At 69.3% G+C, this 26,738-nt stretch carries 23 protein-coding genes; 9 read left to right on the top strand and 14 right to left on the bottom strand.

What is annotated here, in order from left to right:
• Positions 1-9 precede the first annotated feature (9 nt).
• Positions 10-951, bottom strand: coding sequence for a LysR family transcriptional regulator (locus BN2660_RS08875; protein WP_091230340.1), 942 nt, complete (start codon positions 949-951; stop codon positions 10-12).
• Positions 952-1,072: 121 nt separating this feature from the next.
• Here BN2660_RS08875 and BN2660_RS08870 point away from each other — a divergent pair, with 121 nt between their 5' ends.
• Together BN2660_RS08870 and BN2660_RS08865 are read left to right on the top strand one after the other, a co-directional pair.
• Complete coding sequence (locus BN2660_RS08870) at positions 1,073-2,062, top strand: putative oxygenase MesX (RefSeq protein ID WP_091230336.1); 990 nt, start codon at positions 1,073-1,075, stop codon at positions 2,060-2,062.
• Between the two features lie 20 nt (positions 2,063-2,082).
• Positions 2,083-3,120 (top strand): methionine synthase, encoded by a 1,038-nt coding sequence (locus tag BN2660_RS08865; RefSeq protein ID WP_091230528.1) that lies wholly within the window; start codon positions 2,083-2,085, stop codon positions 3,118-3,120.
• 1 nt (position 3,121) lies between these two features.
• Here BN2660_RS08865 and BN2660_RS08860 read toward each other — a convergent pair whose 3' ends face one another.
• The 3 genes from BN2660_RS08860 to nadE form a co-directional block, all read right to left on the bottom strand.
• Positions 3,122-3,901, bottom strand: coding sequence for a hypothetical protein (locus tag BN2660_RS08860; RefSeq protein ID WP_091230333.1), 780 nt, complete (start codon positions 3,899-3,901; stop codon positions 3,122-3,124).
• A 10-nt stretch (positions 3,902-3,911) separates the two neighbouring features.
• On the bottom strand, positions 3,912-7,382 hold the full coding sequence (locus BN2660_RS08855; protein ID WP_091230330.1) for a TM0106 family RecB-like putative nuclease: 3,471 nt from the start codon (positions 7,380-7,382) through the stop codon (positions 3,912-3,914).
• A 73-nt stretch (positions 7,383-7,455) separates the two neighbouring features.
• Positions 7,456-8,274, bottom strand: coding sequence for an ammonia-dependent NAD(+) synthetase (gene nadE / locus BN2660_RS08850; RefSeq protein WP_091230326.1), 819 nt, complete (start codon positions 8,272-8,274; stop codon positions 7,456-7,458).
• A 112-nt stretch (positions 8,275-8,386) separates the two neighbouring features.
• Here nadE and BN2660_RS08845 point away from each other — a divergent pair, with 112 nt between their 5' ends.
• Positions 8,387-8,944 (top strand): phosphorylase family protein, encoded by a 558-nt coding sequence (locus BN2660_RS08845; RefSeq protein ID WP_091230324.1) that lies wholly within the window; start codon positions 8,387-8,389, stop codon positions 8,942-8,944.
• A gap of 48 nt (positions 8,945-8,992) precedes the next feature.
• Here the strand turns inward: BN2660_RS08845 and BN2660_RS08840 are convergent, their stop codons facing one another.
• The 4 genes from BN2660_RS08840 to BN2660_RS08825 form a co-directional block, all read right to left on the bottom strand.
• Entirely contained in the window at positions 8,993-11,998 is a 3,006-nt protein-coding gene (locus BN2660_RS08840) for an AAA family ATPase (RefSeq protein ID WP_091230320.1), read from the bottom strand.
• 51 nt (positions 11,999-12,049) lie between these two features.
• Positions 12,050-13,204, bottom strand: a complete 1,155-nt coding sequence (locus tag BN2660_RS08835; RefSeq protein WP_091230317.1) for an exonuclease SbcCD subunit D — start codon at positions 13,202-13,204, stop codon at positions 12,050-12,052.
• Between the two features lie 115 nt (positions 13,205-13,319).
• A complete protein-coding gene (locus BN2660_RS08830) occupies positions 13,320-14,765 on the bottom strand; it encodes an MFS transporter (protein WP_091230314.1) in 1,446 nt (481 codons plus the stop codon).
• Between the two features lie 202 nt (positions 14,766-14,967).
• Entirely contained in the window at positions 14,968-15,207 is a 240-nt protein-coding gene (locus tag BN2660_RS08825; RefSeq protein WP_091230524.1) for a GNAT family N-acetyltransferase, read from the bottom strand.
• A gap of 397 nt (positions 15,208-15,604) precedes the next feature.
• On the opposite strand from BN2660_RS08825, the gene BN2660_RS08820 reads away from it, so the two are divergent.
• Genes BN2660_RS08820 through BN2660_RS08810 form a run of 3 tightly spaced genes read left to right on the top strand, consistent with a single transcriptional unit; the run spans position 15,605 to position 17,547 of the window.
• On the top strand, positions 15,605-16,306 hold the full coding sequence (locus BN2660_RS08820) for a winged helix-turn-helix domain-containing protein (protein WP_091230310.1): 702 nt from the start codon (positions 15,605-15,607) through the stop codon (positions 16,304-16,306).
• 34 nt (positions 16,307-16,340) lie between these two features.
• Positions 16,341-17,300: a DNA-3-methyladenine glycosylase family protein gene (locus BN2660_RS08815; protein ID WP_091230307.1), complete on the top strand. Its 960-nt coding sequence runs from the start codon at positions 16,341-16,343 to the stop codon at positions 17,298-17,300.
• Positions 17,301-17,349: 49 nt separating this feature from the next.
• Positions 17,350-17,547 (top strand): hypothetical protein, encoded by a 198-nt coding sequence (locus BN2660_RS08810; protein WP_091230305.1) that lies wholly within the window; start codon positions 17,350-17,352, stop codon positions 17,545-17,547.
• 25 nt (positions 17,548-17,572) lie between these two features.
• Here the strand turns inward: BN2660_RS08810 and BN2660_RS08805 are convergent, their stop codons facing one another.
• The 4 genes from BN2660_RS08805 to BN2660_RS08790 are packed head-to-tail and all read right to left on the bottom strand — an operon-like array spanning position 17,573 to position 21,377.
• Positions 17,573-18,328, bottom strand: coding sequence for an iron ABC transporter ATP-binding protein (locus tag BN2660_RS08805; protein WP_091230301.1), 756 nt, complete (start codon positions 18,326-18,328; stop codon positions 17,573-17,575).
• Positions 18,325-19,350: an iron chelate uptake ABC transporter family permease subunit gene (locus BN2660_RS08800; protein WP_091230298.1), complete on the bottom strand. Its 1,026-nt coding sequence runs from the start codon at positions 19,348-19,350 to the stop codon at positions 18,325-18,327. The genes BN2660_RS08805 and BN2660_RS08800 overlap by 4 nt, the downstream gene beginning before the upstream one ends.
• Positions 19,343-20,329 carry an ABC transporter permease gene (locus BN2660_RS08795; protein WP_091230519.1) on the bottom strand — a complete coding sequence of 329 codons (987 nt, stop codon included), beginning with the start codon at positions 20,327-20,329 and terminating at the stop codon, positions 19,343-19,345. The genes BN2660_RS08800 and BN2660_RS08795 overlap by 8 nt, the downstream gene beginning before the upstream one ends.
• A gap of 55 nt (positions 20,330-20,384) precedes the next feature.
• The gene (locus BN2660_RS08790) at positions 20,385-21,377 is read right to left on the bottom strand and encodes a siderophore ABC transporter substrate-binding protein (RefSeq protein ID WP_091230295.1); all 993 of its coding nucleotides are present in this window, start codon (positions 21,375-21,377) and stop codon (positions 20,385-20,387) included.
• Between the two features lie 102 nt (positions 21,378-21,479).
• Here BN2660_RS08790 and BN2660_RS08785 point away from each other — a divergent pair, with 102 nt between their 5' ends.
• A complete protein-coding gene (locus BN2660_RS08785; protein WP_091230291.1) occupies positions 21,480-22,247 on the top strand; it encodes a siderophore-interacting protein in 768 nt (255 codons plus the stop codon).
• A gap of 177 nt (positions 22,248-22,424) precedes the next feature.
• Positions 22,425-22,757, top strand: coding sequence for a hypothetical protein (locus tag BN2660_RS08780; protein ID WP_255305097.1), 333 nt, complete (start codon positions 22,425-22,427; stop codon positions 22,755-22,757).
• A 2-nt stretch (positions 22,758-22,759) separates the two neighbouring features.
• On the opposite strand, the gene BN2660_RS08775 is transcribed toward BN2660_RS08780, so the two are convergent.
• Together BN2660_RS08775 and BN2660_RS08770 are read right to left on the bottom strand one after the other, a co-directional pair.
• The gene (locus BN2660_RS08775; protein WP_091230284.1) at positions 22,760-24,214 is read right to left on the bottom strand and encodes an MFS transporter; all 1,455 of its coding nucleotides are present in this window, start codon (positions 24,212-24,214) and stop codon (positions 22,760-22,762) included.
• A gap of 56 nt (positions 24,215-24,270) precedes the next feature.
• Complete coding sequence (locus BN2660_RS08770) at positions 24,271-25,605, bottom strand: M20/M25/M40 family metallo-hydrolase (RefSeq protein WP_091230515.1); 1,335 nt, start codon at positions 25,603-25,605, stop codon at positions 24,271-24,273.
• An 85-nt stretch (positions 25,606-25,690) separates the two neighbouring features.
• Between BN2660_RS08770 and BN2660_RS08765 the strand changes: the two genes are divergently transcribed.
• Positions 25,691-26,701, top strand: a complete 1,011-nt coding sequence (locus BN2660_RS08765; RefSeq protein WP_176697148.1) for an FUSC family protein — start codon at positions 25,691-25,693, stop codon at positions 26,699-26,701.
• Positions 26,702-26,738 lie beyond the last annotated feature (37 nt).

Below are 26,738 nucleotides of genomic sequence, written 5' to 3'. Positions count from 1 at the left end.
GTCCGCCCGCTAGTCGAGCAGCGCCACGCCGAAGCCTGCGACGACGTCCCGCACCTCGACGAGGTAGCGCTGCGCCTGCTCGGTGAGCGGGATCGCGGTGCGTCCGACCCATCCGATCTCGATGCGCTCGTCGACGTCGAGGGGCACGGCGACGATCTCGGGGTCGAGGTCGTCGCTGATGATCCCGGTGGAGATCGTGTAGCCGTCGAGTCCGATCATGAGGTTGAAGATCGTCGCCCGATCGGAGACCCTGATCTCCTGTGCGCTCGACAGCGTCGAGAGGATCTCCTCCGCGAAGTAGAAGGAGTTGTTCGCCCCCTGATCGAAGGTGAGCCGTGGCAGGCCGACGAGGTCGTCGAGGGTCGCGCGTTCCCGAGAGGCGAGCGCGTTCCGGCGTGAGACGAAGATGTGCGGCTCGGCGATGAAGAGCGGATGGAACGCGAGACCCGAGTCCCGCAGCAGCTTGTCGATGACGTTCCGGTTGAAGTCGTTGCGGAAGAGGATGCCGAGTTCGCTGCGGAGCGTCCGCACGTCTTCGATGATGTCCCAGGTGCGGGTCTCCCTCAGCGAGAACTCGTACTCGGCCGCGCTCGTGCCCTTGACCATCCGCACGAACGCGTCGACCGCGAAGGAGTAGTGCTGCGTCGACACGCCGAGGAGACGCCGCGACGGCGGCCGACCCAGGTATCGCTGCTCGAGGAGCTCCGCCTGCTCGACGACCTGCCGGGCGTAACCGAGGAACTCCGAGCCGTCGGTGGTGAGGGTGATCCCTCTGGCCGAGCGGACCAGCAGCGCACGCCCCACTCGACTCTCGAGATCCTTCATCGCCGCGGACATGGTGGGCTGCGCCACGTAGAGCATGTCGGCCGCCGCGGTGATGGATCCTTCCGCCGCGACCTCGATGAAGTACTGGAGCTGTTGCAGCGTGATCCCGCTCGATCGCCTGGGCATAGAAGAAGCCTATAGCACCGCATAGCGGAGGCGAGTTACCCGATGACTGCACCGTGCCTGCACGATGGGAGCACAGCTCTCACGAGGCCGATTCGGCCTCTCCCATCCCGGATTGGCCCTCATGGCGAACGACATCACGTTCAGCATCACCACCACGCGCTTCGACGAGGACTACGCGCCGTCGGACAGTTCGCGCATCACGACCAACTTCGCCAATCTCGCCCGCGGCGAGCGTCGCCAGGAGAACCTTCGCAGCGCGTTGTCGATGATCGACCGCCGATTCAACGATCTGGCGCCCGGCGACGATGCCCATCGTGACCGCTACACCGTCGAGCTCGACATCGTGTCCGTGCAGCTGCGATTCGCCGACGGCGCGGATCGGGAGTTCCCCGTCCTCGAGGTGCTCGACATCCACATCGTCGACCGACTCACCGGGGAGCGCCACCAGGGAATCGTGGGGAACAACTTCTCCTCCTACCTCCGCGACTACGACTTCAGCGTGCTCCTCCCCGCGGCGAGCGCGGCCGCCGGCGGATTCGCGACTCCGGACGACTTCGGCGTCCTGCACGGCAAGCTCTTCCAGCACTTCGTCGAGTCCGACGCCTATCGGGAGCGTTTCTCGACGCTGCCAGTGATCTGCATCAGCGTCTCCACCAGCAGGACGTACCGACGCACGGGCACCGTGCATCCCGTGCTCGGCATCGAGTACGTCCAAGACTCCTTCTCGCTCACCGACGAGTACTTCGGGAAGATGGGATTGCAGGTGCGGTACTTCATGCCGCGCGGCAGTGTCGCCCCGCTGGCCTTCTACTTCCGCGGTGACCTTCTCGGCGACTACTCCGATCTGGCGCTCATCGGCACGATCAGCACGATGGAGACGTTCCAGAAGATCTACCGCCCCGAGATCTACAACGCGAACGCCCCCGCCGAGAGCGTGTACCGTCCGAGCCTCGAGCACGAGGACTATCGGCACACGGAGGTCACGTACGACCGCGACGAGCGCAGCCGGCTCGCAGTCACCCAGGGGCGCTACGCGGAGGAGCACTTCGTCACGCCGCACCGGCGCGTGCTGGACCAGTGGGCCGCCAGCTACCCCGCGCCCGTCCGATGACCGTCGAAGGATCGACGACCGTGCCGACTCTGCTCCCCACCTCGATCGTCGGCAGTCTTCCCAAGCCCGCGTGGCTCGCGAGGCCGGAGGTGCTCTGGTCGCCGTGGGAGCTCGAGGGCGACGCGCTCATCGAGGGAAAGCAGGACGCCCTGCGCGCTGCGGTGCAGGAGCAGCGCCGACGCGGCATCGACATCGTCAGCGACGGGGAGCAGACCCGTCAGCACTTCGTCACCACCTTCATCGAGCATCTCGACGGGGTCGATTTCGAGAACCGCGAGACCGTCCGCATCCGCGACCGCTACGACGCGAGCGTGCCCACCGTCGTGGGTGCGGTGAGCCGTCGCAAGCCCGTGTTCGTGGATGACGCGGCGTTTCTGCGACAGCAGACCGATCAGCCGATCAAGTGGGCGCTTCCGGGGCCGATGACGATGATCGACACCCTGTCCGACCACCACTACCGCAGTCGCGAGAAGCTGGCGTGGGAGTTCGCGACCATCCTCAATCAGGAGGCTCGGGAGCTCGAGGCGGCGGGGGTGGACGTCATCCAGTTCGACGAACCGGCGTTCAACGTCTTCTTCGACGAGATGAAGGACTGGGGCGTCGCCGCTCTCGAGCGGGCCACCGAAGGACTGCGTGCGGAGACGGCGGTTCACATCTGCTACGGCTACGGGATCACGGCGAACAACGAGTGGAAGGCGACTCTGGGGTCGGAGTGGAGGCAGTACGAGGAGTCGTTCCCGCTTCTGCAGCAGTCCAGCATCGACATCATCTCGCTGGAGAGTCATCACTCGAACGTGCCCATGGACCTCATCGAACTCATCCGCGGCAAGAAGGTCATGCTCGGGGCGATCGATGTGGCGAATGAGGCGATCGAAACCCCCAAGGAAGTCGCCGACACCCTTCGGCGAGCGCTCGAGTTCGTCGACGCGGAGCTGCTCATCCCCAGCTCCAACTGCGGCATGGCTCCCCTGCCGAGGCGTGTCGCGCTCGACAAGCTGAGCGCCCTCGCGGCGGGGGCGCGCATCGTCCGCGAGGAACTCGCCGCCAGCGGCGCCTGACTCAGACCAGCAGGAGGTAGCCGCGCTCGTCGCCGTAGTGGGTGAAGCCGGCCCGGGCGAGGATCGGCGCAGACGTCGCCGTGCGCCCTTTGACGAGGGCCGTCTGCGCGCCCAGCGTCGCGCTCGCGCGCAGCCGCTCAGCGAGGACGGCTCGGTAGGCGCCTCTGCCGCGGTCCTCCTCGAGCGTCGCCGCACCCCAGAGGCGGACGAATCCGTCGACGATCGTGCACCCGCCGGTGCTGACCGCCCGGCCGTCCGCGTCGAGTCGGGCGAGAACGCGGAGCTGTGTGCCGGCCTCCAGGGCCGAGGTGACCTCGTCGAGTTCGACCCGCAGACCTTCTTCGTCGAGCGGCTGCTGCTGCCACACCGGCACGTTGATCGCGTCGACTTCGCGCACCTGATCGAGTGTGCGTACGACCTCGGCGGTGACCCCGTCGGGCACCTCGACGTCCGCCCCTCCGAGGGGGCGAGCGAAGACGGCGACGGTGTCGAAATGTTCCGCTCCGCGGCGACGCAGCTCTTCTTCGAGATCGGGACGGTCCGAGGCGTTCGTCCAGAACCGCAACTCGCTCTCGCTCCGTGATCGGGTGTACTCGATGGCATCATCGAGTACCGTCGCGGGGTCGGCATCCGAATCGACCTGCGAGCCCCTGACTCCCCCGCCGAACCGCTCGGGATATCGGACGAGCTGGAGGTGGCCCTTATGCTGCTCGCTGCCGCGGGGGAACCAGACCCAGGCTGCCGACGCGCGGAGAACGTCTTGGGTCGTGTGTGCAGTCATCGTTCTCTTTTCAGTCGGCCGCGCCGACGAGTCGGGCGAAGGCGCTCAGCCGAGCCACGCCGTCCGGGGTCCGCGGGAGATCATCGAGCAGTGCCGGCGAATGGATGAGATAGGCCACGACCTGCGCTCGCGAGATCGCGACGTTGAGGCGGTTCTGCAGCAGCAGGAACTCGGGCCCGCGGGGCGCATCCCTTCCGCTGGATGCCGCGAGGGTGGTGATCGACACCACCGCCTCCTTGCCCTGGAAGTTGTCGACGGTGCCCACCGGGACATCGGGGAACCCCGCCGCGGCGAGCGCATCATGGACGGTCTGGCGCTGGGCGTTGTAGGGGGCCACGACGATGATGTCGCACTGCGACAGCGGCCGGACCGAGGCCTGCGCATCGTTGTCGGTGAATCGCCGCCCGAGGAGGTCACGGACCAGGGCCACGACCTGCTCCGCTTCCTCCGTCGACTGCGTGGCGTTTCCGCGGTGCCGAAGAGGGAGCACGTGCAGCCCGGGCTCGATGCCTTCGATCGACCGCAGCTCCGTGCCGGGCGCGGAAGCGAGCTGCCCCGCGTACGCGAGTCTCGACACCGGCGAGGCGACCGAAGGATGCATCCGCCACGAGCGAGCCAGGAAATACCCGTAGTCGGGTCGCACGACGGCGTCGCCGTCCATGACCCACCCGAGCGCGGACGTGTCGACGGGTTCTGGATGTGCTCCTTGACTGACCTGCGGCAGCTGCTGTGGGTCCCCGAGCAGCAGCAGCCGCTGAGCGCCCGCGGCGACGGCGATCGTGGAGGCGAGCGAGAACTGCCCGGCCTCGTCGACGACGAGCAGATCGAGACCCCGTCGATCGACGCGCGACGTGTTGCTGAAGTCCCACGCGGTGCCGCCCACGACGGCGCCGTGCTCGGCATGCTCGGCGAGGAAAGTCGCCATGCCGTTCTTCGGCATCACGGTGTAGGACGGGGCCGATGCGGGGTCCTTCGGCGCCTTCGCGACCTGCGACGCGGGGACGCCGTCGGCGACGATCCGCTCGAGGAGATTCTCGATGATCGCGTGCGACTGGGCCACGACGCCGACGGTGAAGCCGTGTTCCTGGACGAGTCGAGCGATCACCTGGGATCCCGTGTACGTCTTGCCCGTTCCCGGAGGGCCCTGCACGGCGAGGTAGCTGTGGTCGAGGTCGAGGACGGCCCGGACGATCGCGTCGACGGTGCCGCCACCCTGGGTCGGCAGCGGGCCGCCGGAGCGGGTGCGCGGGGGGATCCGCCGCAGGACGTCCGTCGCCGCGTCGTGAGGGAAGTCGGGCGCGGCGGCATGAACCGTGTCGGCCCACTCGTCGATCGCGCCCTGCAGCGAGACGACCCTCGGCGGCGCGGCGGGGGTCAACGCGACGGGCAGCTCGTCCCACGTCTGGCCCTGGATCGCCGTCTCGGTGATGAGGTATCCGTCGTCGAGCACTTCGGCGACGGTGACGGTGTGCGGTGCGTGGACCGCCCGCGACGGCACGTCGATGTCGAACGGGGCCGGCACCTCGTAGAGGGCGAACGGCTGCGCCCCCGGGCCGAGAGTGGTGCCGGGCGAGACCTCGCCCCGGATCTCGATGTCCCGCGACATCACCCGTCGCCCCTCGCCGATGCTCCAGTCTCGACTCACCACCGACGAGCCGGCGTCGACGCGGACCACGTCACGAGTGGTCTCCCACATGGTGACCGGCTCACGGAGCCGCTGGAAGTGCGACACCCAGAAGCTCTTCGCCTCACGGGGGAAGTAGTCGATGGCTGCGGCGGCGATGCGATGCAACTGCCCGTCGCCGCCCGCCACGACGGCACGCTCCGCGTCGGCGAGAAGCGCCACCGACCGCGGGGACGGCTCGTAGATGATCTCGTCTGCCTCGTCCGGTGGAGCCGGGTTCACACCCTCTCTGCGGGCGATGTCGATGAGCCAGTTTCGCAGCCGCCTGGTCGAGACGCAGTCGTAGCGGTTGTAGTCGGCGAGGTCTGCGAACACCTCGTCCGCCTCGTGCTGCGCCCCTGCCGCCACCAACTCGCGGGCTGCGACGTACTGCACGATCGAGTCGTCGCCCTTCTGGACGTCGCTGGTGCGCACGTCCTCTCCCATGTAGAGCGGCTCGAGCTTCTTGATCGAGTAGGAGCGAGAACCCACCCGCACCGTCCTCAGGACGAGCGGATACAGGTCGACGAAGACGCCCTCGCGCAGCAGCCGGTCGACCTCGCCCTCTCGAACCCCGTGTCGAGCCGCCATCGCGACGAGATGCGACGTCTCGTAGGGGGCGTAGTGGTAGATGTGCATGCCGGGATGCGTCTGGCGTCGCAGCTTCACGAAGTCGAGGAACCGCTCGAACGCCACACGCTCGGCCGCGAAGTCGTGCGCCCAGAGAGCCGTGTACTGATCGTCGTTGTCGACCCATCCGAACAGGTAGTCGATCCCCCACTGCACATGACCGTCGGGCGCCGGCTCCGTGTAGAGCGGGTCACCCTCGAAGTCGAAGAAGATATCGCCGTGACTGGGTACGGGCAGGGTGTGGATGGCCGCCGCATAGTGCACGTCGTAGGTGGTCTCGCCCTCGGCGTCGGCGCGGAGCTGCAGCCTGGCCTGGGCACGCAGCCCCTCGAACGTGTCGGTGTTCATGCCCGACGGCGCATCGGTCGCAAGGGCGAGCGCGTCGATGGTCTCGATTCCTGCGGCGCGCAGCCGTGCACGCTGCACGGGTCGCATGCGAGCGACCATGAGCAGGTCCCGATGGGCGACCACCTGCTCCTCGCACGTCGCGCACCGACCGCAGGCGACGATCTCGAGGTCGCCTCGGTCGTCGCCCCACGCGAGCGGCTCACCATCAGCCGAGGAGTCGATGCGGCGGTCCGCTATCAGCGCCCGGAGCCGTGCTCGGCGGACCTGGAAGAGAGGGAGGAGGTCGTCCACCGAGTGGGTGCTCAGCGTGCCGTCGCCGAGGATCAGATCGACCTCGTCGGAGCGCGGGATGCCCAGCCGGTCGAGCTGGTCGACGTATGCCGCGAGCTGCATGAGCGCCGTCACCCTTGCGGTGCGGGCGAGCTTGGAGTCCTGCACCCGCCAACGGCCGTCATCGTCGCGCTTCAGGAAGTCGGCGAAGCCGACGAACTCGGGTGTGGCGAAGGCCGCCTGGAAGACGATGAGCGCGTCAGAGCTCAGCGCCCTGATCGTCTCTTCGACGGCCGCCGCGAGCGCCTCTGCGTCGACGGACGAGACCTTCTCGATGCGGAGCACCCGGTCGTCACCGAGATCGTCGATGTACCGCGCGAGCACGTTCTGCTCGTGCACGTCGCCGAGCTGCGCCGCCCTCGCGAGAGTCGCGTCCTCCGGCTCCTCCACCACGGGAACGCGACCGAGCTTCGCGTCGATCGCCCGACACCACGCGTATTCGCATTCCGCAGCCGCCTTGAGGTCGCTGGCGCTCCAGATGACGCGCTGCGTCTGGGTGTCGATCCGCACGATTCTCCCGTTCCCTCGGATGCTTCGACACTAGCCGCGGCATCCGACACGGGCGTTCAGCAGCGGTGTCGCCTCAGCGCCACCAGGTGTCTTCGGGCGTGACGGGGAGGTGCCTCTTGTGCTGCGTCGCGAGATAGCGCGCCTCGATGCGTCCGGCGACCTCGGGGTCGACCTCCCGGCCCTCGAGGAAGTCGTCGATCTGCTCGTAGGTCAGACCGAGCTCGTCCTCGTCCGAGCGGCCGGGCTGGCCGTCGAGGAGGTCGGCGGTCGGCACCTTGTAGGCGAGCTGCTCCGGTGCGTCGAGCAGGAGGAGCAGCGAGCGCCCCTGCCGCTTCGTGAGACCGGCCAGCGGCAGGACGTCCGCGGCGCCGTCGCCGAACTTCGTGTAGAACCCTGTCACGGCCTCAGCCGCGTGATCGGTGCCGATGACGAGCAGGCCGTCGTGACCGGCGAGGGCGTACTGCGTCACCATGCGCAGTCGAGCCTTGATGTTGCCGCGGTTGAAGTCGCTGATATCGCTCGTGACGGCGAACTCGATGTCCTCTTCGACGCCGTCCACGCCGTTCTGGATGTTCACCTCGACCGACGCGTCGGGGGCGATGAACTCGAGTGCGGCAGCAGCATCGGCCGCATCCTTCTGCACCCGATAGGGCAGCCGGACCGCGAGGAACTTCGCCTCACCGCCCTCAGCGCGCACCCGTTCGACGGCGAGCTGTGCGAGGCGTCCTCCCAGCGTGGAATCCTGCCCGCCCGAGATGCCCAGCACGAACCCCTTCGCGCCGGTCGTTCGCAGGTAGTCGGCGAGGAACCGCACGCGGCGCTCGAGTTCGGCCTCGGGATCGATCTCGGCCTTCACACCGAGTGCTTCAGAGATCTGCTGCTGCAGGGTCATGTGTTCCTCCGGTCTGCCCGACGTCAGTATCCTCCCCCAGTGTTACACCGAGATGACGTCGGTCGCACGCGCTTGACTTCGCGGCGGACGATACACCTGGCAGGATGGCGGAGTGAAGCTTCTCGTCGCAGCCATGGCCTCCGAACTCGCAGCGTTCCCGGAGGATCTCGAGGGATTCGACCAGCTCGTCACCGGCGAAGGCAAGATGCAGGCCGTGTTCGCCCTCACCCGTGCCCTCGACGCCAGGGAGTACTCCGAGGTGGTGGTCGTCGGGACCGCGGGCGGGATCGACCCTGAACTCGATGCGACAGTGCACGAGATCGGCAGCGCACTGCAGCATGACGTGTTCGACCTCGACGGTGTCGCCGGTCACCACGTGTCTCTGCCCGCGCGGGTGCACACCGGCAGGGAGGGCGTGCTGATCGCGACCGGCGACAGCTTCGTCGGCAACGCGGGGCTCACCGCCGACATCCGCCTGTCCGGCGCAGGACTCGTCGACATGGAGACCTACGCGTACATCTGGGTCGCCGACCAGTTCGGAGTGCCGATCCGCGCGTTCCGCGCGATCTCCGATCGGGCCGAGGATGGCGCGCTCGTCGACTTCCGCGAGGCGATCGCTCGGTGCAGCGTGCAGCTGCGTGACGCGATCCGCCGCGAGTACGGCGTCTGAGAACGGACGTCCGCCGGAGGCGGGTCTGCGACGACGTCGGCGTGAGCCTCAGCGCATCTCGATGACGCTCGGTCCGCTCGCCAGCGCACGCACGGAGATCTGAGCCGGGATCTGCTCCTGCATCGCCTCGACGTGGCTGATCACGCCGACGGTGCGCCCGCCCTGGCGCAGTTCGTCGAGGGTGCGCATCGCGACGTCGAGGGTGTCGCCGTCGAGCGATCCGAACCCCTCGTCGATGAAGAGCGTGTCGAGTCGGATGCCGCCTGCGCGCGCGGTGACGACCTCGGCGAGTCCCAGAGCGAGGGCCAGGGAGCTGAGGAACGTCTCGCCGCCGGAGAGCGATTGCGCGGGGCGCGTCTGACCGGTGAACGCGTCGAACACGACGATGCCCAGACCCGATGCCGCCCCTCGCGCCGCGAGCGCGTCGGAGTGCCGCAGCCGGTAGCGGCCGGAGGACATGTCGTCGAGACGTCGGTTCGCGGCATCGACGATCTCCTCCAGCTCGGCCGCCAGGACGAAGGTCTCGAGCGTCATCTTGCGGGTGTTGGCGCCTCGACCGGCGATCGTGTCGGCGAGACCTCTGAGGGTCTCGAAGTCCGCGGCGTCGGCCGCGGTGCGCGCATGCTCGTCGGCGGCGGCGGCGATCAGGGCGGTGAGCTGCTCCGCCGTGCCTGCGGCTCGACTCGCGGCGTCGACGGCGTTCGACCAGCCGTCTCGCGCCGCTCGTGCCGCGTGCTCCGCCGGCGCCGGGTCGATCGGCTCCTCGGGCAGGGTCCGCAGTTCGAGGTCGAACAGGATCTCCCGTTCCTTCTCCCGCTGGACGGCATGCTGTGTGATGCGCGACTCGAGAGCCGCCTGCTCGGCACCGGATCGGAGCGCCGCTTCGGCGGCCGATGGATCGTCGAACTCCGAGGCGGCGAGCGCGACCTCCTGGTCTGCGAGGGCGGTCACGGCCGCGTCGTCCTTGCGCGCGCGCTCGGCGGCGGCGTCGACCAGCGCGGACGCCGCGTCGATCTCGGCGCTGATCGAGGCCAGTCGCGCGGCGACCGTGGCGAAGGGCCCTCGCGCTTCGGCGACGGCCGTCTGCGCATCGGCGAGTCGCTGGGTGAGCACGGCCTGGGTTTCGCGCGCGGCGGCGAGAGCCGTGGCGTCTTTCTCGCGGTCGTCGTCGAGACGGCGGATACGCGTCGCGAGCGAGGTCACATCGTCGTCCAGCTCCTTCTGCCGGTCGGCTGCGGCGATGGCTTCGTCGAGCAGCGTCGTGGCGCTCTCCCGTTCGGCCGCCGCCACGTCGACCGACCGGCCGTCTGCCCGGGTGCGCGCCGCCGCGAGCTCCACCCGCAGTGCCGACGAGCGCTCGGCCGCGTCTGCTTCCGCTCGTGCTGCGCGATCGCGCCGGGCCTCCGCCTCGTCGACGTCTTCGGCCGACACGGGATCGGAATGGGCGGCGATCGCCGGATGCTCGTGGGCGCCGCAGACGGGGCAGGCGTCTCCCGGCCTCAACCCGGCCGCGAGTTCGCCGGCGAATCCGTCCAGCCGTCGCTGCCGGAGGCTCGCGAGTTCAGCCTGCGCGGCGGCCAGCGCGGAGCTGGCATCGGCGAGACCTCGGTCCGCCGCCGTCTGCTCGGCCTCGAGTGCCACCGCCCGCTCGGCCGCCGAGAGGCGGTCGGTCGCCGCCTGTCGCGCCGTGGCCAGGTCGTCGGCGCGATCGGCGAGTCGACGCACCGCGTCGCGTTCGACGATCAGCTGCTCGAGCTGCTCGGGAAGCGACGAGCGCTCCGCGTCCCGAGCCTTCGCGCGGGCCTCGGCCGATGCGACGGCGTCCGCTGCGCGCGCGAGTTCGGACTCGAGCTCGGGAACGGACCGTTCGAGATCGTCCGCGCGTTCCCAAGCACCGAGCTGGCGGGTGCGTCCTGAGATCCACGCAGCGAGGTCGTCGGTGCCCGTCTCGACGTCCAGCGCGTCCCATGTCTCGCGGGCCGCAGCCTCGACCACTCGCGCGGCCTCCTGCTCCGCGCGCGCCTTGGTCGCCGCGGCGATGGGAGCGCGCAGCGCTTCCGCGGCACGGGCAGCCTCCCATTCCGACCGTGCGGCCGCGATGAGCGACGCCTCGGCGTCGAGTCGTTCGAGAGCCGCCCTCGCCCGGTTCCTCTCGGCCTGTGCGCGCAGGTCTTCGCGCAGCGCCGCGAGCGCGGCGTCCGCCTCCGCGAGCGTCTGCTCCGCATCGGCCCGCTCTGCTGCTCGGCGTTCGGCCCGGTAGTCGGCGCGCGCCTGGGCGCGGCGCAGCGCGTCGAGACGCTCGTCGGTCGTCGCGCCGGTTCGCACCTGTTCAGCGGAGGGATGCCCCTCCGCCGATTCCGCGTCGAGGTCAGAGCCGAGATCCGCCGCCGACACGAGCCGCTCCCCCTCGTCGAGGCGCGCCGACACCGTGGCGAGGCGCGTACCGAGAGCCTGCTCGGCTGCCCTGCGTCGCTCGTCGAACCGCGCCTGCACGTTCTCGAACCGCTCGGTGCCGAACAGCCGTCGCAGCAGGGCCTGGCGCTCCTTGCTGCCGGCCAGCAGGAACTCGGAGAAGCGATTCTGCGCGAGCAGTATGACTTGCAGGAACTGCTCGCGGCTGAGCTGCAGGATCTCGTCGAGCTCGTAGGCCGCCTCGCGCTCCTTCGCCGCCAGCCCGATCCACTGGCCTCCGACGAGTGCGTCGAGCTGCACTGCGGCGGCCTGCATCGTCATGCCGCCGCCACGCTTCTTCGGTCGCTCGTATTCGGGCGAGCGCGAGACGCGATACCGTCCGGCCGGGGTGCTGAACTCGACGACGACCTCGGTGGCGTCGTCGGGCTCGCAGTGGTCGCTGCGCAGTCGCTTGTCACCGCTCTCATATCGAGGGACGCCGCCGTACAGGGCGAAGCAGACCGCATCGAGGATGCTCGACTTCCCTGCGCCGGTGCGCCCCGCGATCAGGAAGATGCCGTCATCGGCGAACGCGTCGAAATCCACCTTCTGGCGGTCACGGAAGGGACCGAATCCCTCCACCTCGAGTCGATGCAGCTGCATCAGGACATCTCCTCCGCCGTCGAGGCGTCAACCGGCCCGGTCATCACGCGGTCAGACCAACGCCTCGGCGCGCACTCGATCGTCGAGCACCTCTCTGATCAGCTCGCTCTCGCGTTCGCTCGGCCCGTGACCCCCGCGCACGTGCTCGAGGAAGGCGTCGATCCGCTCCGTGTCCGTGACAGCGCCTCGGAGCCGCTCCGCGTATGAGCGCTCCACGCGGTCCGCATCGACGGAGGGCTGGTGCTGCACCATGGCGCAGTGTGGAAAATGCTCACGGAGTCGGCGCATCGGCTCGGTCTGAGCGAGTGCGTCGGTGTACACCGCGAACACCCAGTCATCGGCGTGCGCGGCGACGTTGTCGGCCGAGAGGATCTCGTCGAGGGTTCCCGTGAGCGTGACGAGGCGCCGCGGCACGGGGAGGTCGATCCACTCGACCGCGGCGAGGCCTGACGCGTCGAGATCGACGAGCCAGGATCCGCGCGGCTTGTGCTGCTCACCGAAGCTGTAGTGCAAGGGGGCACCCGAGTAGCGCACACGCTCGCTGACCTGCTGACGACCGTGGATGTGTCCCAGCGCGACGTAGTCGGGTCCGTCGAAGACCGAGAGCGGGACCACGTCGAGCCCTCCCTGACGGACCTCGCGCTCGAGGCCGATCGTCGCGTCGACCCCGGCCGCGAAGCAATGGGCGATCGCCACCGACCGCCCGGTGTGCTCCCGCATCCCGGCCCGGACGAGGTCCATGGCGTGCGCGAGGGTCTGCGCCTGCGTGCGCAGTTCGGTGCCGCTCCAGTGCTGACGCACGATGGCCGGCTCGAGATAGGGGATGCCGTAGAAGTGCACGGGACCGTCGTCGTCCGCCAGCGTCACCGGGGTGCCGATCGAGAGCGGATCGGTGAGCACGTGGATGCCGTCGCGCAGCAGGCGTGCCTGGAAGCCGAGCCGTGCGGCGGAGTCGTGGTTGCCGCTCGTGACGATCACTCGTGCGCCCGTCTCGTGCAGCGCCACGAGCGCATCGCCGAGCAGCGTGTAGGCGGGCCCCGCCGGCGTCGCCGAGTCGAACACGTCGCCGGCGACGATCACGACGTCGACGTCGTTCTCGCGCACCTGCGCGGTGAGCGCGTCGAGGACCTCGGCCAGCGCGTCCATGGTCGAGTTGCCATGGAACGTGCGGCCGATGTGCCAGTCGGAGGTGTGCAGGATTCGCATATTCATACGGTACGAACCACCACCGACATTCGGTCCGAGGCGTGCCGCGGCAGCCGTTCCCCGACCCGCAGCCGAACGGTGCAGGGGTCGGGGAACGGGTTCGCTCGTCCGGGGTTCAGTGGGCGCCCACCGCGGCTTCCGTCCGCACGGGCATCAGCTCGCTCTTCGAGCCCCGCACCATCGATGCGGCGATGACCGCGCCGACCACCATGAGGATCGACGCGACGATGAAGATCCAGCCGTACGCGTCGGTGAGACGCCACGGGCTCAGTTCCGACTGGGCGTGCCCTCCGACGGATGCCGCGTACACGGCCGTGAACACCGACAGCCCGATGGACCCGCCGATCTGCATGGCGGAGTTCGCGACCGCGGACGCGACGCCGGCATCGTGCGGGGCGACTCCGGTGAGCGCGAGGTTCTGCAGCGGGATGAACACGAAGCCCATGCCGATGCCGAGGAGCACCAGCCCCGGCGCCACCTGCACGAGGTAGGACCCGTCCGGCGTGATGCCTGACATGAGGAACAGGCCGACCGCGGCGATGAGCGGGCCCACGATGAGCATGGGACGCGGTCCGATCACACTGAGGAGCCTCGTCGCGACGGGGGCGATCACCATCGTCGCGATCGGGAGCGGCAGGGTCGCCACGCCGGCCTGCAGTGCGCCCATGCCGAGCACGAACTGCAGATGGAACGTGAGGTAGAGGGTCGCTCCGATCATGATCGCGCCCGCGACGCCCTGGATCAGGAATGCGCCGCCGCGCACCCTGTCCGCCACGACCCGCAGCGGCAGCAGCGGCTGCGCGACCCGCGTCTCGATCCAGACGAAGAGGCTCAGCAGCACGACTCCGAGCGCCAGGAAGCCGACGGTGAGCGGTTCGCCCCACCCGTTCTCCGCGAGGCTGAACCCGTACACGAGTGCCCCGAGACCGAGGGTCACCGTGATCGCGCCCCAGATGTCGTAGCGGTTGTCGCCCTCCGCCCGGCTCTCGGTGAGGAAGAGCGCGCCGCCGACGACGCCGATCGCGACGAAGAACAGGTTCACGAGCAGGCACCAGCGCCAGTCGGTGAACTCCGTGAGGAATCCGCCGAGGAGCAGGCCGACGGCCGCGCCGGTTCCCGCCACGGTGCCGAAGACCGCGAAGGCCGTGTTGCGGTCACGCCCCGACGGGAACGTCACGGTGAGGAGGGCGAGCGCCGCCGGTGCGAGCAGGGCGGCGAAGACCCCCTGCAGGCCGCGGGCGAGGATCAGCTCCCATCCCTCCTGCGCCAGACCGCCGAACAGGGATGCCGCGGCGAAGCCGACCATCCCGATCATGAACGTGCGCTTGCGTCCGAGATAGTCGGCGATGCGCCCGCCGAGCAGGAGGAGCGCGCCGAACGCGAGCGCGTAGGCCGTCACGACCCACTGCCGCTGCCCGTCGCTGAGACCGAGCGAGGCCTGCGCCTGCGGGAGGGCGATGCTGACGATGGTGCCGTCGAGTACGACGACGAGCTGAGTGAGGGAGAGGACGGCGAGCGCCCACCACCGGGTCTGAGGGCGGGCGCGCAAGGACGATGACATGGAAGAACCTCCGGTGTCGTGTGACGGATGCCGGAGGTTTCGAGCCTCGGACCAGCGCGCCGCTGGCGCCTGACCACCTCAGCCGACGGGGCTGAGCAGACCTCCATGGTACCCGACACGGGGCCGTGGTTCCGTGCTTCGCGGACCCCGGGCGACGCTCATCGCGAGCGCGCCTCGTAACACGGCGTCACACGACGGCGCGTCAGCGGGAGCGCAGCAGCGACGCGTGCTCGGGGTGCGCGGCGAACCAGTCCGCGACGTACCAGCACACGGCAGCGACCTTGCGATCTCCGCGCGCCTCGATGTCGGCCACCGCACCCTCGACGACCGTGCCCGCGTACCCGTGGCCGCGGAAACTCGGGATCGTGAAGGCCCTCGTCAGCGCGATCGTGCGGCCGTCGTCGCGGTAGTCGAGGACGCTCACGAGCTGTCCGTCTCGCATCAGCGTGTACCGCGAGGCGTCCTTCTCGTCAGTGAGGATGAAGCCTGCTGCAAGGGTCGAAGGAGTCACGCGACCACGTTACGCCCGCCGCGCGCACCGGGGGCCGTTTTGACACGCCCGGACTTCTTCGGACATAATCGCCCCCATGACTACCAACGCAAGCCCTTTGTCCGCCCAGGAGGCGAACAGGACTGCCGGGATGATGATGCCCGGTCGCGTTGGCATGTGTTGCCGAATGTGTCGCTGAACGAACAGCCACTCCGTCTGACCTGACTACTCGCGATCTGCGAGGCAGGGGTCTCCGAGCATCCACCCTTTGCTCGCTCTTCCGGCTCGCCCGGTCATTCACGCAACGCATCAGAGCCTCTCCGGCTCACGTCCTGAGGACTTCATCATCATGTCGAACACCGCACTTCTCGAGCGTCCCGTCGCCACCGCCGCCCGCACCGCTCCCGCGCAGGCCGACTCCGCGCCGCTCGCCGCAGACCTCCCCGCCGTCCGCTCGCCCCGCGGCTTCGCCCTCTACGTCGGCCTCGACGAGATCAAGGCCGCGGAGGCCGGCGTCAGCCTTCCGCTGCTCGTCGACGCACTCCGCCGCACGCTCGCGGAACTGGCCCCCGGTGCCGAGACCCATGCCACCGTCGCTCTCGCACCGCACGGCTCCGGAGGACGAGACCTCGACGTCGTGCGCCTCGCTCTGCAGGAGCCCGGCGCGATCGCCCGCACCAAGGCCGCCGCCGAGGAGGAGACCACCGACGAAGAGGGCGGTGTCGTCGTCGACATCTCGCGCAAGCGCGTGCTCATCGACGGCGAGTCGGCCGCGTTCACGTACAAGGAGTTCGAGCTCCTGCAGTACCTCGTCCTCCGAGAGGGCCGCACGATCGAGCGCAGCGAGCTCGTCTCGGCACTGTGGCAGGCGCAGGACGATGAGACCCCCGGCGAGCGCACGATCGACGTGCACGTGCGTCGCCTCCGCGCCAAGCTCGGCCGCTACGAGGACATCGTCCGCACCGTGCGCGGCATCGGCTACCGCTTCGACCGCCACGCCGACGTCGTCATCCGCTACGGCCACGGCACCCCGTCGCCCGACCGCTTCTGATCGGAATGTCAGGCCCGCCGCGTACGGTGGCCGCATGACCCTGACCGCGGATGCCGGAGCTGCCGACGCAGCGCCGGTCGACGCACCGCGGCAGACCGTCTATCGCCCCGCCAGGCCGCTCGACCTGCGGCGCACGGTCGGGATGCTTCGCCGAGGACCGGGTGATCCCACGATGGTCATCGACGGCCCCCTCATCTGGCGCACCATCCGCAGCCCGCAGGGACCGGCGACTCTCGCGCTCCGCGCGGTGAGCGGCGAGATCCGTGTGAGCGCCTGGGGCGCGGGCGCGGACTTCGCGCTCGACCGCGTGCCCGCGCTCTGCGGCGCCGAAGACGACGACGAGGGCTTCGACCCCTCGCTGCATCCGCTGATCGCAGACACCGCACGCCGCACCCCCGGCCTCCGGCTGGCGCGCACCGTCGAGGTGTTCGACGCGCTCGCCTGCGCCATCATCGAGCAGAAGGTGACGGGCCTGGAGGCGTTCCGAGCGTGGAGGCAGCTGGTGACGAAGTTCGGACGACGGGCTCCCGGCCCGACGCCGCGCCCGATGTACACCGCACCCACCGCTGAGGAGTGGCGGCGCATCCCGTCGTGGGACTGGCATCGTGTCGCCGTGCAGCCACCGCAGTCGAAGACGATCGTCCGCGTCGCCGAGCGGGCCGAGAGCATATCCCGCGCAGTGCTGGCCGCGACGAACGGCGACGACCGCGACCGCATCCTGACGAGCTTCCCCGGAGTGGGCGTCTGGACGTCGGCGGAGACCCGGCTCCGGGCGCTCGGCGACCCCGACGCCGTCAGTGTCGGCGACTACCACCTGGCACACGAGGTCGGACACGCCCTCACCGGCCACCGCACGGACGACGACGGGATGCTCGAGCTCCTCGCACCCTGGGCCGGTCACCGCCAGCGCGTCATCCGGCTGATCTTCGCGAGCGGTGTGAGCGAAGCCCGACGCGGTCCCCGGTTCTCCCCCGAAGACCACCGAGGCCGCTGAGCCTGCGCGCAGCATCCGGTCACCCCTCCGTCCGTTCTATGCTGAGGCCATGTCCCGCAACGTCCTCCGCTTCTCCGTCACGGCAGGACTCCTCGTCCTCGGCATCATCATCGGCCTGATCTTCCAGAACGTGTGGCTCGGCATCCTGCTCGCCGCGATCGTCTGGCTCGGGTGGTTCCTGGGCTACGAGTCGCGCCGCGGGCGCAACGCCGGGGTCAACGACGAGGACAAGGGCATCGAGCTCTGAGACACCCGCACCCGTCGGACCCGCGTCAGTAGTAGACGGCGAGCGGACCGGTGGGGCCCGCGACCACCTGCACCTCCGTGTCGAACACACGGGTCAGCACCTCATCGGTCATGATCTCCCTCGGCGTGCCGAACTCGACGACAGTCCCGTCCTTCATGGCGCAGATGTGGTCGGCGTAGTGCGCGGCGAAGTTGATGTCGTGCAGGACGATGACGATCGTGCGACCGAGTTCTTCCGACGCCCGCCGCAGGTGCTTCATCATCTGCACCGCGTGCCTCATGTCGAGGTTGTTCAGCGGCTCGTCGAGGAGCACGAACTCCGTGTCCTGAGCGAGCACCATCGCCACGTAGGCGCGCTGCCGCTGTCCTCCGGAGAGCTCATCGAGATAGCGTCCCTCCAACGCCCCCAGATCGAGGAAGTCGATGGCCCTGCTGACGATCTCCTCATCCGCGCGGGTCAACCGTCCCTGCGAATGGGGGAACCGGCCGAAGCCGACCAGCTGCCGCACGGTGAGACGAGTGACGAAGTGATTCTCCTGACGGAGGATCGACACGATCTTCGCCAAGTCCTTCGACTTCGTGGACGCCACGTCGTACCCCGCGATCTCGATGGTGCCGGCGTCCATGCCCCCGAGTCGTCCGATCATGGTGAGCAGCGTGGACTTGCCTGCGCCGTTGGGACCGATCAGCGCGGTGATCCCGCCCGCCGGGATCTCGAGGTCAACGGGTCCGATGGCGACCTCGCTGCTGTAGTCACGGCGGACGCCGTCGAGTGCGATCACAGCCTGCCCTTTCTGAGGATGACGATGAGGAAGACGGTTCCGCCCACGAGCTCGATGAGGATCGAGACCATGCCCTGCGCGTAGAAGACGTTCTTCATCACGAAGTACGCCCCGGCCAGGATGACGAAAGCGGTCAGCACGGCGACCGGGAAGATCAGGCGATGGTCGTGCGTGTCCGAGAACTGATAGGCGAGGGTCGCCACGAGAAAGCCCAGGAATGTCATCGGGCCGACGAGAGCGGTCGACGTCGCCATGAGCACCGCCACGAGGAAGAGCACGATCAGCAGCTCCCGCCGGTGGTCGACGCCGAGGGAGCGCGCCGCATCCGGCCCGAGAGCCATGAGGTTGAGACGACGCGAGCGCATCCACAGCAGCGTGGCGGCGGCGAGGCAGAGGGGGATGGCCAGCGGCAGGTAGGAGGCGTCGGCGTTCGAGACGTTGCCGAACAGCCGTGCCGCGAGCACGTCGAACTCGCTCGGCGTGAGCAGGCGCTGCATGAAGGTCGAGATCGCGCCGAGGCCTCCCCCGATGATGATGCCGATCAGCAGCATGATCTGCAGGTTGCCGTAGCGGCCCGACAGCAGCCAGCCGTACAGCGCCATCGCGAGCCCGACCATGATGACGACCTGCAGTCCGAACTGCCACACGCCCTGGATCGCGACGAGCCCCGCGACGCCGAAGAGGTACACGGTTGTCGTCTGCACCACGCGATACAGCGACTCGAAACCCATGATCGACGGCGTGATGATGCGATTGGTGGTGACCGTCTGGAAGCTCACGGTCGCCACCGCCTGCGCGACCGCGACGACGACCATGACGGTCACATTCGTGGCCCGATGGTTCGCGATGCGCCAGAACCCGGGGGAACCGAGCGGCATCGGGTTCTCCCAGGCCAGGAGCGCGAAGCCGAAGCCGACCGCGAGCACGGCCAGCACCGCGACGACGCCGACGTAGCGCCGACGTGCCCGCGAGGTCGCGAACGGGCCGGACGAGCGGGTGGGGACGGTCAGCAGGTCAGCCACGGCGCCGCTGCCTCAACAGGAGGAGGATGAAGACGACCGCGCCGACGACGCCCAGGATCAACGACACCGGAACCTCGAAGGGCATGATGATCGTGCGTCCGATGATGTCGCACACCGTGACGATCGCGATGCCGAGCAGGCACACCCAGGGGAGGTTGCTTCGCAGTTCGTCGCCGCGCACCATCGAGACGATGTTCGGGACGATGAGCCCCAAGAACGGCAGGTTCCCCACGACGACGGTGACGACCCCGGTGGTGACGGCGATGAGGATCGTGCCGAGCAGGATGACCCGGTTGTAGTTCACCCCGACGTTCGTGGCGATCTCCTCGCCGAGTCCGGCGATCGTCAGGCGATCCGCCACGATGAAGACGACCACGCCGACGATCGCCACGATCCACAGCATCTCGTACTGCCCGCGGAGCACCGACGTGAAGCTGCCCGCGAACCAGACGCCGATGGCCTGCAGCGAGTCCGTCGCGAGGGCGAAGTACGTGGACACGGCCCCGACCACGGCCCCGAGCATGATGCCGACGATAGGGACGATCAGGGATGACCGCAGGGACACCCGACGCAGGAACGCGAAGAACACCAGCGTGCCGATGAAGGCGGCCACGACGGCTCCGGCCATGCGCAGCGGGATGGAGGGCTGAGGCACGAGCACCATCACGGCGAGGAGGCCGAGCCCGGCCCACTCGGTCGTGCCGGTCGTCGTGGGCTCGACGAACCGATTCTGCGTGAGCAGCTGCATGACGAGGCCGGCCATGGCCATCGCCGCGCCGGCGAGGACGAGCGCGATCGTGCGTGGGACGCGGGTGATCTGGAACATCTCCGCGCCGTCGGCGGCGCCCGCGATGTCGTAGACGCCGGTGAACAGGGAGGCGACGAGAAGGGCGACGACGGCGAGCACGCCGATCAGCAGCTTCACGTCGAAGAGCCGCCCGGCGACGCGGGGCGGCTCTGACGATACGGGACGGGTCATGATGCGACGCCGGATGGCGGCATCCGCTCGGTAGACGGATGCCGCCATGCAGCGGTTACTTCTGAGCGGCCTCGAGCGCGTCGGCGAGGTCGTTCAGGAAGGTCGTGTACGTCTGGATGCCCTCGTTGAGGTACGTGTCGGTGGGCATGTAGACGATCTGGTCGTCGGCCACGGCGGTCACTGCCGCGAGCGCCTCGGAATCCTCGAGGATCTCCGATGCCTGGACGTAGTCCGGGGTCTCCGCGGCGAACACCGCGTCGCGGTCGAGAACGAGCAGCCAGTCGGGGTCGGAGGCGGCGATGGCCTCGACCGAGATGTCGTCGCCCTGGTGGTCGTCGCTCGCGTCGTCCACCTCGAGGGCGGGCGTCAGGCCGAGGATGTCGTAGATCGGACCGAGGGAGCGCCCGACGGTCGGGGCGAGATAGCCGATCTCGCCCCCCGAGGTGTTGACCGCCATGACGGTGTCGGCGTCGTCGTAGGCCGCCTTCGCGCGCTCGACGGCGGCGTCGAAGTCGTCGACGAGCGCCTGGGCGTCGTCCTGCTTGCCGAAGATCTCGCCGAGCACGGTCGTCTGGCGCTTGAGCTCCTCGTCGAAGGGCTCGCCTTCCCGCGGCTCGAGGTCGATGATCGTCGCTTCGGGGACGAGCTCGGAGATCGCCTCGTCGTGCTGCGTGAAGCGCTGGCCGCTGATGATGAGGTCGGGTTCGACGGCGACGATCGCCTCGAGGTTCGGTTCGCTGTGCAGCCCGATGTCGACGATGGAGTCGTCGTCGATGTACGAGACGGTGTCCGGCATGAGCGCGACGGCCCCGGCGGAGAGCTCGACGCCCCAGTCGGACAGTGTCTGGAACGTGCGGTTGTCGAGGGCGACGACAGACGCCGGAGGGGTCGCGATCTCGTGCGAGCCGGAGTTGTCCTCGACGGTGACGGAGGAGGGAGCGGCCTCGGTCTCCTCCGGCTCGGCCTCGGCGCCGGAGGCGCAGCCCGCGAGGGCGAGGAGGCCGACGACGCCGACGCTCGTGGCGGTGAGGATTCTGGGCATGGACATGGAGAGACTCCTGTTCTGCGGTGCGATGTTGCGCTCGAAGGGCGCGGGACGAGCGGAGTTAGGAGACCCTAATCACCCTCAAAGGTAGGTTAGCCTTACTTTATGAGCGATACGAAATCCGGCTTCTCGATCGAGCGTCGCGGCCTCGAGCTGCGCTTCCGCACCGTCACACTGGCGGCGCGCGAATGGCTCGCCCCGGACTTCGTGCGCGTCCGCCTGAGCGGCAGCGATCTCCGGGGATTCGACTCCCCCGGATCCGACGACCACATGAGGCTCTTCTTCCCGGCGGGCCCGGTGCAGTCCGTCGAGGAGATGCGCGCAGCGCCGAGCCGGGAGTACACGCCTCTGGCGTGGGACGAGGACTGGCTCGACGTGGAGTTCGCCGTGCACGGCGATGCGGGCGTCGCAGCACCCTGGGCGGCCACCGCACCGCTGGGCTCGTCGATCGGCGTCGGCGGCCCTCGCGGATCCGCCGTGCTGGTGGGCACCCCCGGTTCCTGGCTGCTCGTCGGTGACGAGACGGCCATCCCCGCGATCCGCCGCTTCGCCGCCCTCATGCCGGAGGGAGCCGCCGGGCGCATCGTGGTCGAGACGACTGCGGCAGGCCGCGAGGTCGAGATCGAGGCTCCCGTGCGTGTGGAATGGCTTCACCGCGGCGACGCTCCGGCCGGATCCGCGCTGGTCGCGTTCCTCGACGGTCTGGGGCCGGACGACCGGGTCGGCGACGACCCCTTCGTGTTCATCGCTGCAGAACAGGCGATCGTCAAGCCGGGCCGTGCGCTGCTCGAGCGCTGGGGCGTCGAGACCGTGAACGCCGTGGTGAAGGGGTACTGGAAGCGCGGCGAAGCCGAGTACCACGCCCCGCACTGATCCCGGGGGTCTGAACGACGACCCGCACCTGCATGGCCGGCTCACCTGGACGGGCAGACACGGCCTGCACGGCCTTCGGATCGGAGAAGTTCTCCCCGCACCGTGGGATCTCGATATACAGCGGACGCTGCCGGTGATCCGCACCCGAGAACATGGCACCATGACAGGATGCCCCTCATGAACGACGCCCAGATCTGGACCATGATCGGCGCGTTCACCGCTCTCATGTTCGGCATGCTCACGGTCGTCTCGACACTGTTCGTCCGAGTGCTCAGAGCAGAGATCGGCGGGCTCCGCGGCGAGATGAACGGCCAGATCGGCGGACTCCGCAGCGAGATGAACGGCCAGATCGGCGGGCTCCGCAGCGAGATGAACGGCCAGATCGGCGGGTTGAACGGCCGCTTCGACACCGTCGACGCTCGGTTCGACGCCGTGAACACCCGCATCGACGCACTCGATCGTGACGTGCAGGCCCTCGTGAAGCGGACCTTCGGGCTCGATCGAGAGTGAGGTCAGAGCACGGGGGCGGCGACGACCTCTGCATCCGCAGCGTCGGTGAACGCCGCCTTGGGAACGAACACGAGAACGGCCGCCGCGATCAGCGCCGTCACTCCGCACACGATCCAGACCGTGACGTACCCGGCGAGTGAGCCGGCGGTACCCTCCACGGCACCGGCCGCGCCGTTCAGCAGCGCGATGCCGAACACGCAGGATGCGATGGCGCCGCCCACCGTCTTCACCGAGTTGGTGAGCCCCGTCGCCACGCCGGTCTGCGACGCGGGAGCGGCGGACGCCGCCGCGGCGGGCAGCGCCGCGACGAGTGCACCGGAACCGAGACCGACGATCGACATGTTGGTCACGACCTGCAGGTACGAGTCGTGGAAGGGCAGGAACAGGAGGAACCCGATGCCCACGAGCAGAGAGGCGCCCATCAGAGTCAGCCTCGGGGTGAGCGTCCTGGCGATCACCGGGAAGAGCAGTGCTCCGACGATCATCGCGATGAGGTAGACGCCGATGATCAGCGAGGTGGCGAAGCCCGTGGTCCCGAGCCCGTAGCCGTACTCGGCAGGGTCGGTGCGCGCGAAGGTCGAGAGGGGCGCCTGCGCGCCGAGCACGCTGACACCGAAGAGGCCTGCGGTGAGGAACACCGGGCCGAGCGCGGGCGAGCGGAACATGCGGACGTCGATGAGCGGGTCGTCGCAGCGCAGCTCCCACAGCACGAAGGGCACGACCAGCAGGAGCCCGAGGACCACGACGGCCCACGACCACGGGTTGACGAGGCCACCCTCGAGCCGCAGCAGGCTGAGGCCGCCGGTGAAGCAGATGAGGGCGAGCGAGATGAGCACCACGCCGACGGTGTCGAAGACGCCTCCCGTGGGATCCGGCGATTCCTTCACCCCGAACAGGATCACGAAGAAGCACACCACGATGAGGATCGCCGGGATGAGAAGCACGACGGTCAGCGGCAGGACGTCGATGAGGGCGCCCCCGGCGAGCGCTCCGAGGATCGCCCCACCCTCGAGGGCGGCCACCAGCAGGCCGGCCGCCTTCGCGGTGATCGACGAGCGCCCCTCCATGCGCCGCGACCGCGACCAGATGAGCGCGATCTCCAGCGGCAGCCACACCACGTAGAAGCCCATGAGCGTCCACCCGATCAGGAAGATCGGGAACGAGTCGGTGAACGGCAGGACCAGCGCTGCGGCCGCGGTGAGCGCGGTGGAGATCAACAGCATCCGCTTGTGCCCGACCATGTCGCCGAGCTTCGCGAACGCGGGGACCACCAGGGCCGACAGCATGAGCTGCGTGCCTTCGAGCCAGTTCACGTCGGCGTCGTGGATGCCGAGGTGCCGCGCGATGTCCGTGAGCATCGGTGTGTAGTACCCCTGCAGGACGCCGCTCGTGAACTCGACGAACGCGAGGAACCCCACGACGGTGGCCAGGGTTCCCAGTGTGCGGGTGCGCGTCATCGCGACTCCTGAAGGCGAGGAAGGATCCGCGCGCCGAGGCGCGGAGAAGGGTGAGATCACCCTAGCCGCTGCAGAAGAGCGCGATGGAATCGTTCACCGCGCTCCAGCGCGGCGATCTCGACGTGCTCGTCGACACCGTGGATGGAGGCACGCTGCGCGTTCGACATGTCGAGAGGCGCGAACCGGTAGACGGCGGGCGCGTACCGATGGAAGTGGCGGGAGTCGGTGGCGGCCATCATGACGTAGGGCACCGCCGGGACGCCGGGATGGGAGACGGCGAGGGCGTCGGCGAGCAGTGCGAACTGCGCGTTGTCGGTGGCGGACTCGGGTGACGGCTCGCTCGCTTCCACGACCCGGACGGTCACGAGCGGGTCGCGGATGCGGCGACGCAGGCGCAGCACCGCCTGCTGCGTGGTCTCACCCAGGGCGATGCGCAGGTTCACCGTCGCGGTCGCCTGCGACGGCAGGACGTTCGCCGCGGTGCCTCCCGACTGCATGGTCGGCGCGACCGTGGTGCGCACGAGTGCGGCGGGCTCGCCGCCGAGCGCGGCGAACACCCGTGCAGTGACGAGCGGTGCCGCTCCCAACAGCCGCAGCAGCCGCCCCTGGATCCCGGGCGTCTGCGCACCGAGCTCCCCCAGCATCCGTCCGATCGCCTTCGACGCATGCGGCCGGAAGGTCGTCGGACCCAGGCGGTCGACCGCGCGGGCCACGCGCCGGACCGCGGTGAGCGCGGGCGGTGCCGAGGCGTGCCCTCCCTCACCTCTCGCAGACAGCGTGACGGTCATCACGCCCTTCTCCCCCACACCGATCATCGCGGCACGACCCGGCACGAAGGGCAACGGAGCGTCGACCACCGCGCCGCCCTCGTCGACCACGAGCCAGGGGACGACGCCGCGCGCGTGCAGCACCCGGGCGATCTCCTCGGCTGCGTGACCGTAGGTCTCCTCATTCCCCCCGAACGAGAGGTAGACGTCGCGCGCCGGGACGAATCCCTGCGCGAGCAGATTCTCGACGGCCTCGAGCACGACGACGAGAGGACCTTTGTCATCGAGGGCTCCGCGCCCGTACACGACGCCGTCGGCGACCACCCCGGCGAACGGCGGATGCGTCCAGGAGTCGCTCTCATCGACGGGGACCACGTCGTAGTGCGCCATGAGCACGAGGGGCCCGCCGGATGCGGCGGGGGCGCCCTCCCACCGGTACAGCAGCCCGAACTCGGTGTGCCGCTCGAGCGCGAGCTTCTCGTGCACGAGCGGATACAGGTCGGCGAGCAGCGCGACGAAGTCCTCGAACGGCTGCGTGCCGCGCTGCTCGAGCTCGGCCGACACGGTCGGCAGCTGGATCATGCGCGACAGGCGGTCGGCGATGCCCGGGCGGGGTTCGGTCATGTCGGTCATCGTATCGGCGGTCGGCGTGCGGGTCGCGTGTCGTGCCGCGGTCGGAGGGCCCCGCGGAGCGCGAGAGAATCGAGGGGTGAGCCTGTTCGCCTTCGCCCCGTCCCGCGGTCCGCGGTGGCCGCTCGCGACGCAGGCAGCGCTGGGGATCGCCGCTCCCATCGCCGTCATGACGCTGCTCGGACAGCCGTCGCTCGGCTACGTCGCGGCATCCGGAGCCTTCACCGTGCTGTTCGCGGGGTCGGCGCCCGTCGTGGACCGCGCTCGGATCCTGCCGCTGGTGGGCGCCGGGCTGATCGTCAGCGCCATCCTCGGGGTCGTCGCCGCCTCGAACGCCTGGCTCGTGAGCATCGGCGTGGTCGTCGTGGCGATCGTCAGCGCCGCGCTGAGCTTCGGGTTCCGCCTCGGCCCTCCCGGGCCCCTGTTCTTCGTCCTCGTCTACGGTCTTTCGGCGCATGTCTCCGTCAGCTCGTCCGTCTCGCCGCTCGTCTACATCTGCGCGCTCGCGGCGGGCTGTGCGTTCTCGTATGCGATCGCCCTGATGCCCCTGATGCTCCCCCGGACGCGGGCGATCGCCCCGCGGCCGCTGCGCGAGCTGCTGCCGGGCCCGTCGTTCGACGCGGATGCGAGGATGCTGCTGCTCCGAGTCGCGATCGTCTCGGTGCTCGGCGTGCTCCTCGGGCTCATCATCGATCCGGTGCGCACCTATTGGATCGTCGGATCAGCGGTGGCCGTGATCGGCGTCGCCGCCGCCCGTCGCGCGGCCTTCCAGCGAGGTCTGCATCGCATGCTCGGCACGGTCGTCGGTGCCGGCCTGTACGCGCTGCTCGCCCTTCTGCACCCGGCCGGGCTGTGGCTGGCGCTGCTGCTGGGCGCTCTGCAGTTCGCGATCGAGCTCGTGGTCGTGCGGCACTACGCGCTCGCGCTGGTGTTCATCACTCCCCTCGTGCTGCTCCTCACAGGCGCGGCGACGGGCGACATCGGCTCGCTCGACGTCGCCCTCGAGCGGATCGTCGACACCCTCGTCGGCGCGGCGCTCGGAGCCGCGTCGGGTCTGCTCCATCCGCGCACGGGTTCGAGTCCGCGCTGACCTCGACGTACGCGCCGCGGCCGGTCATACTCACTCC

Source organism: Microbacterium sp. 3J1 (genome assembly GCF_001049495.1).
Classification (GTDB): Bacteria; Actinomycetota; Actinomycetes; order Actinomycetales; family Microbacteriaceae; genus Microbacterium.
Note: the sequence above shows the minus strand (reverse complement) of the source record. Positions and strands in the feature narration are given on the sequence as shown.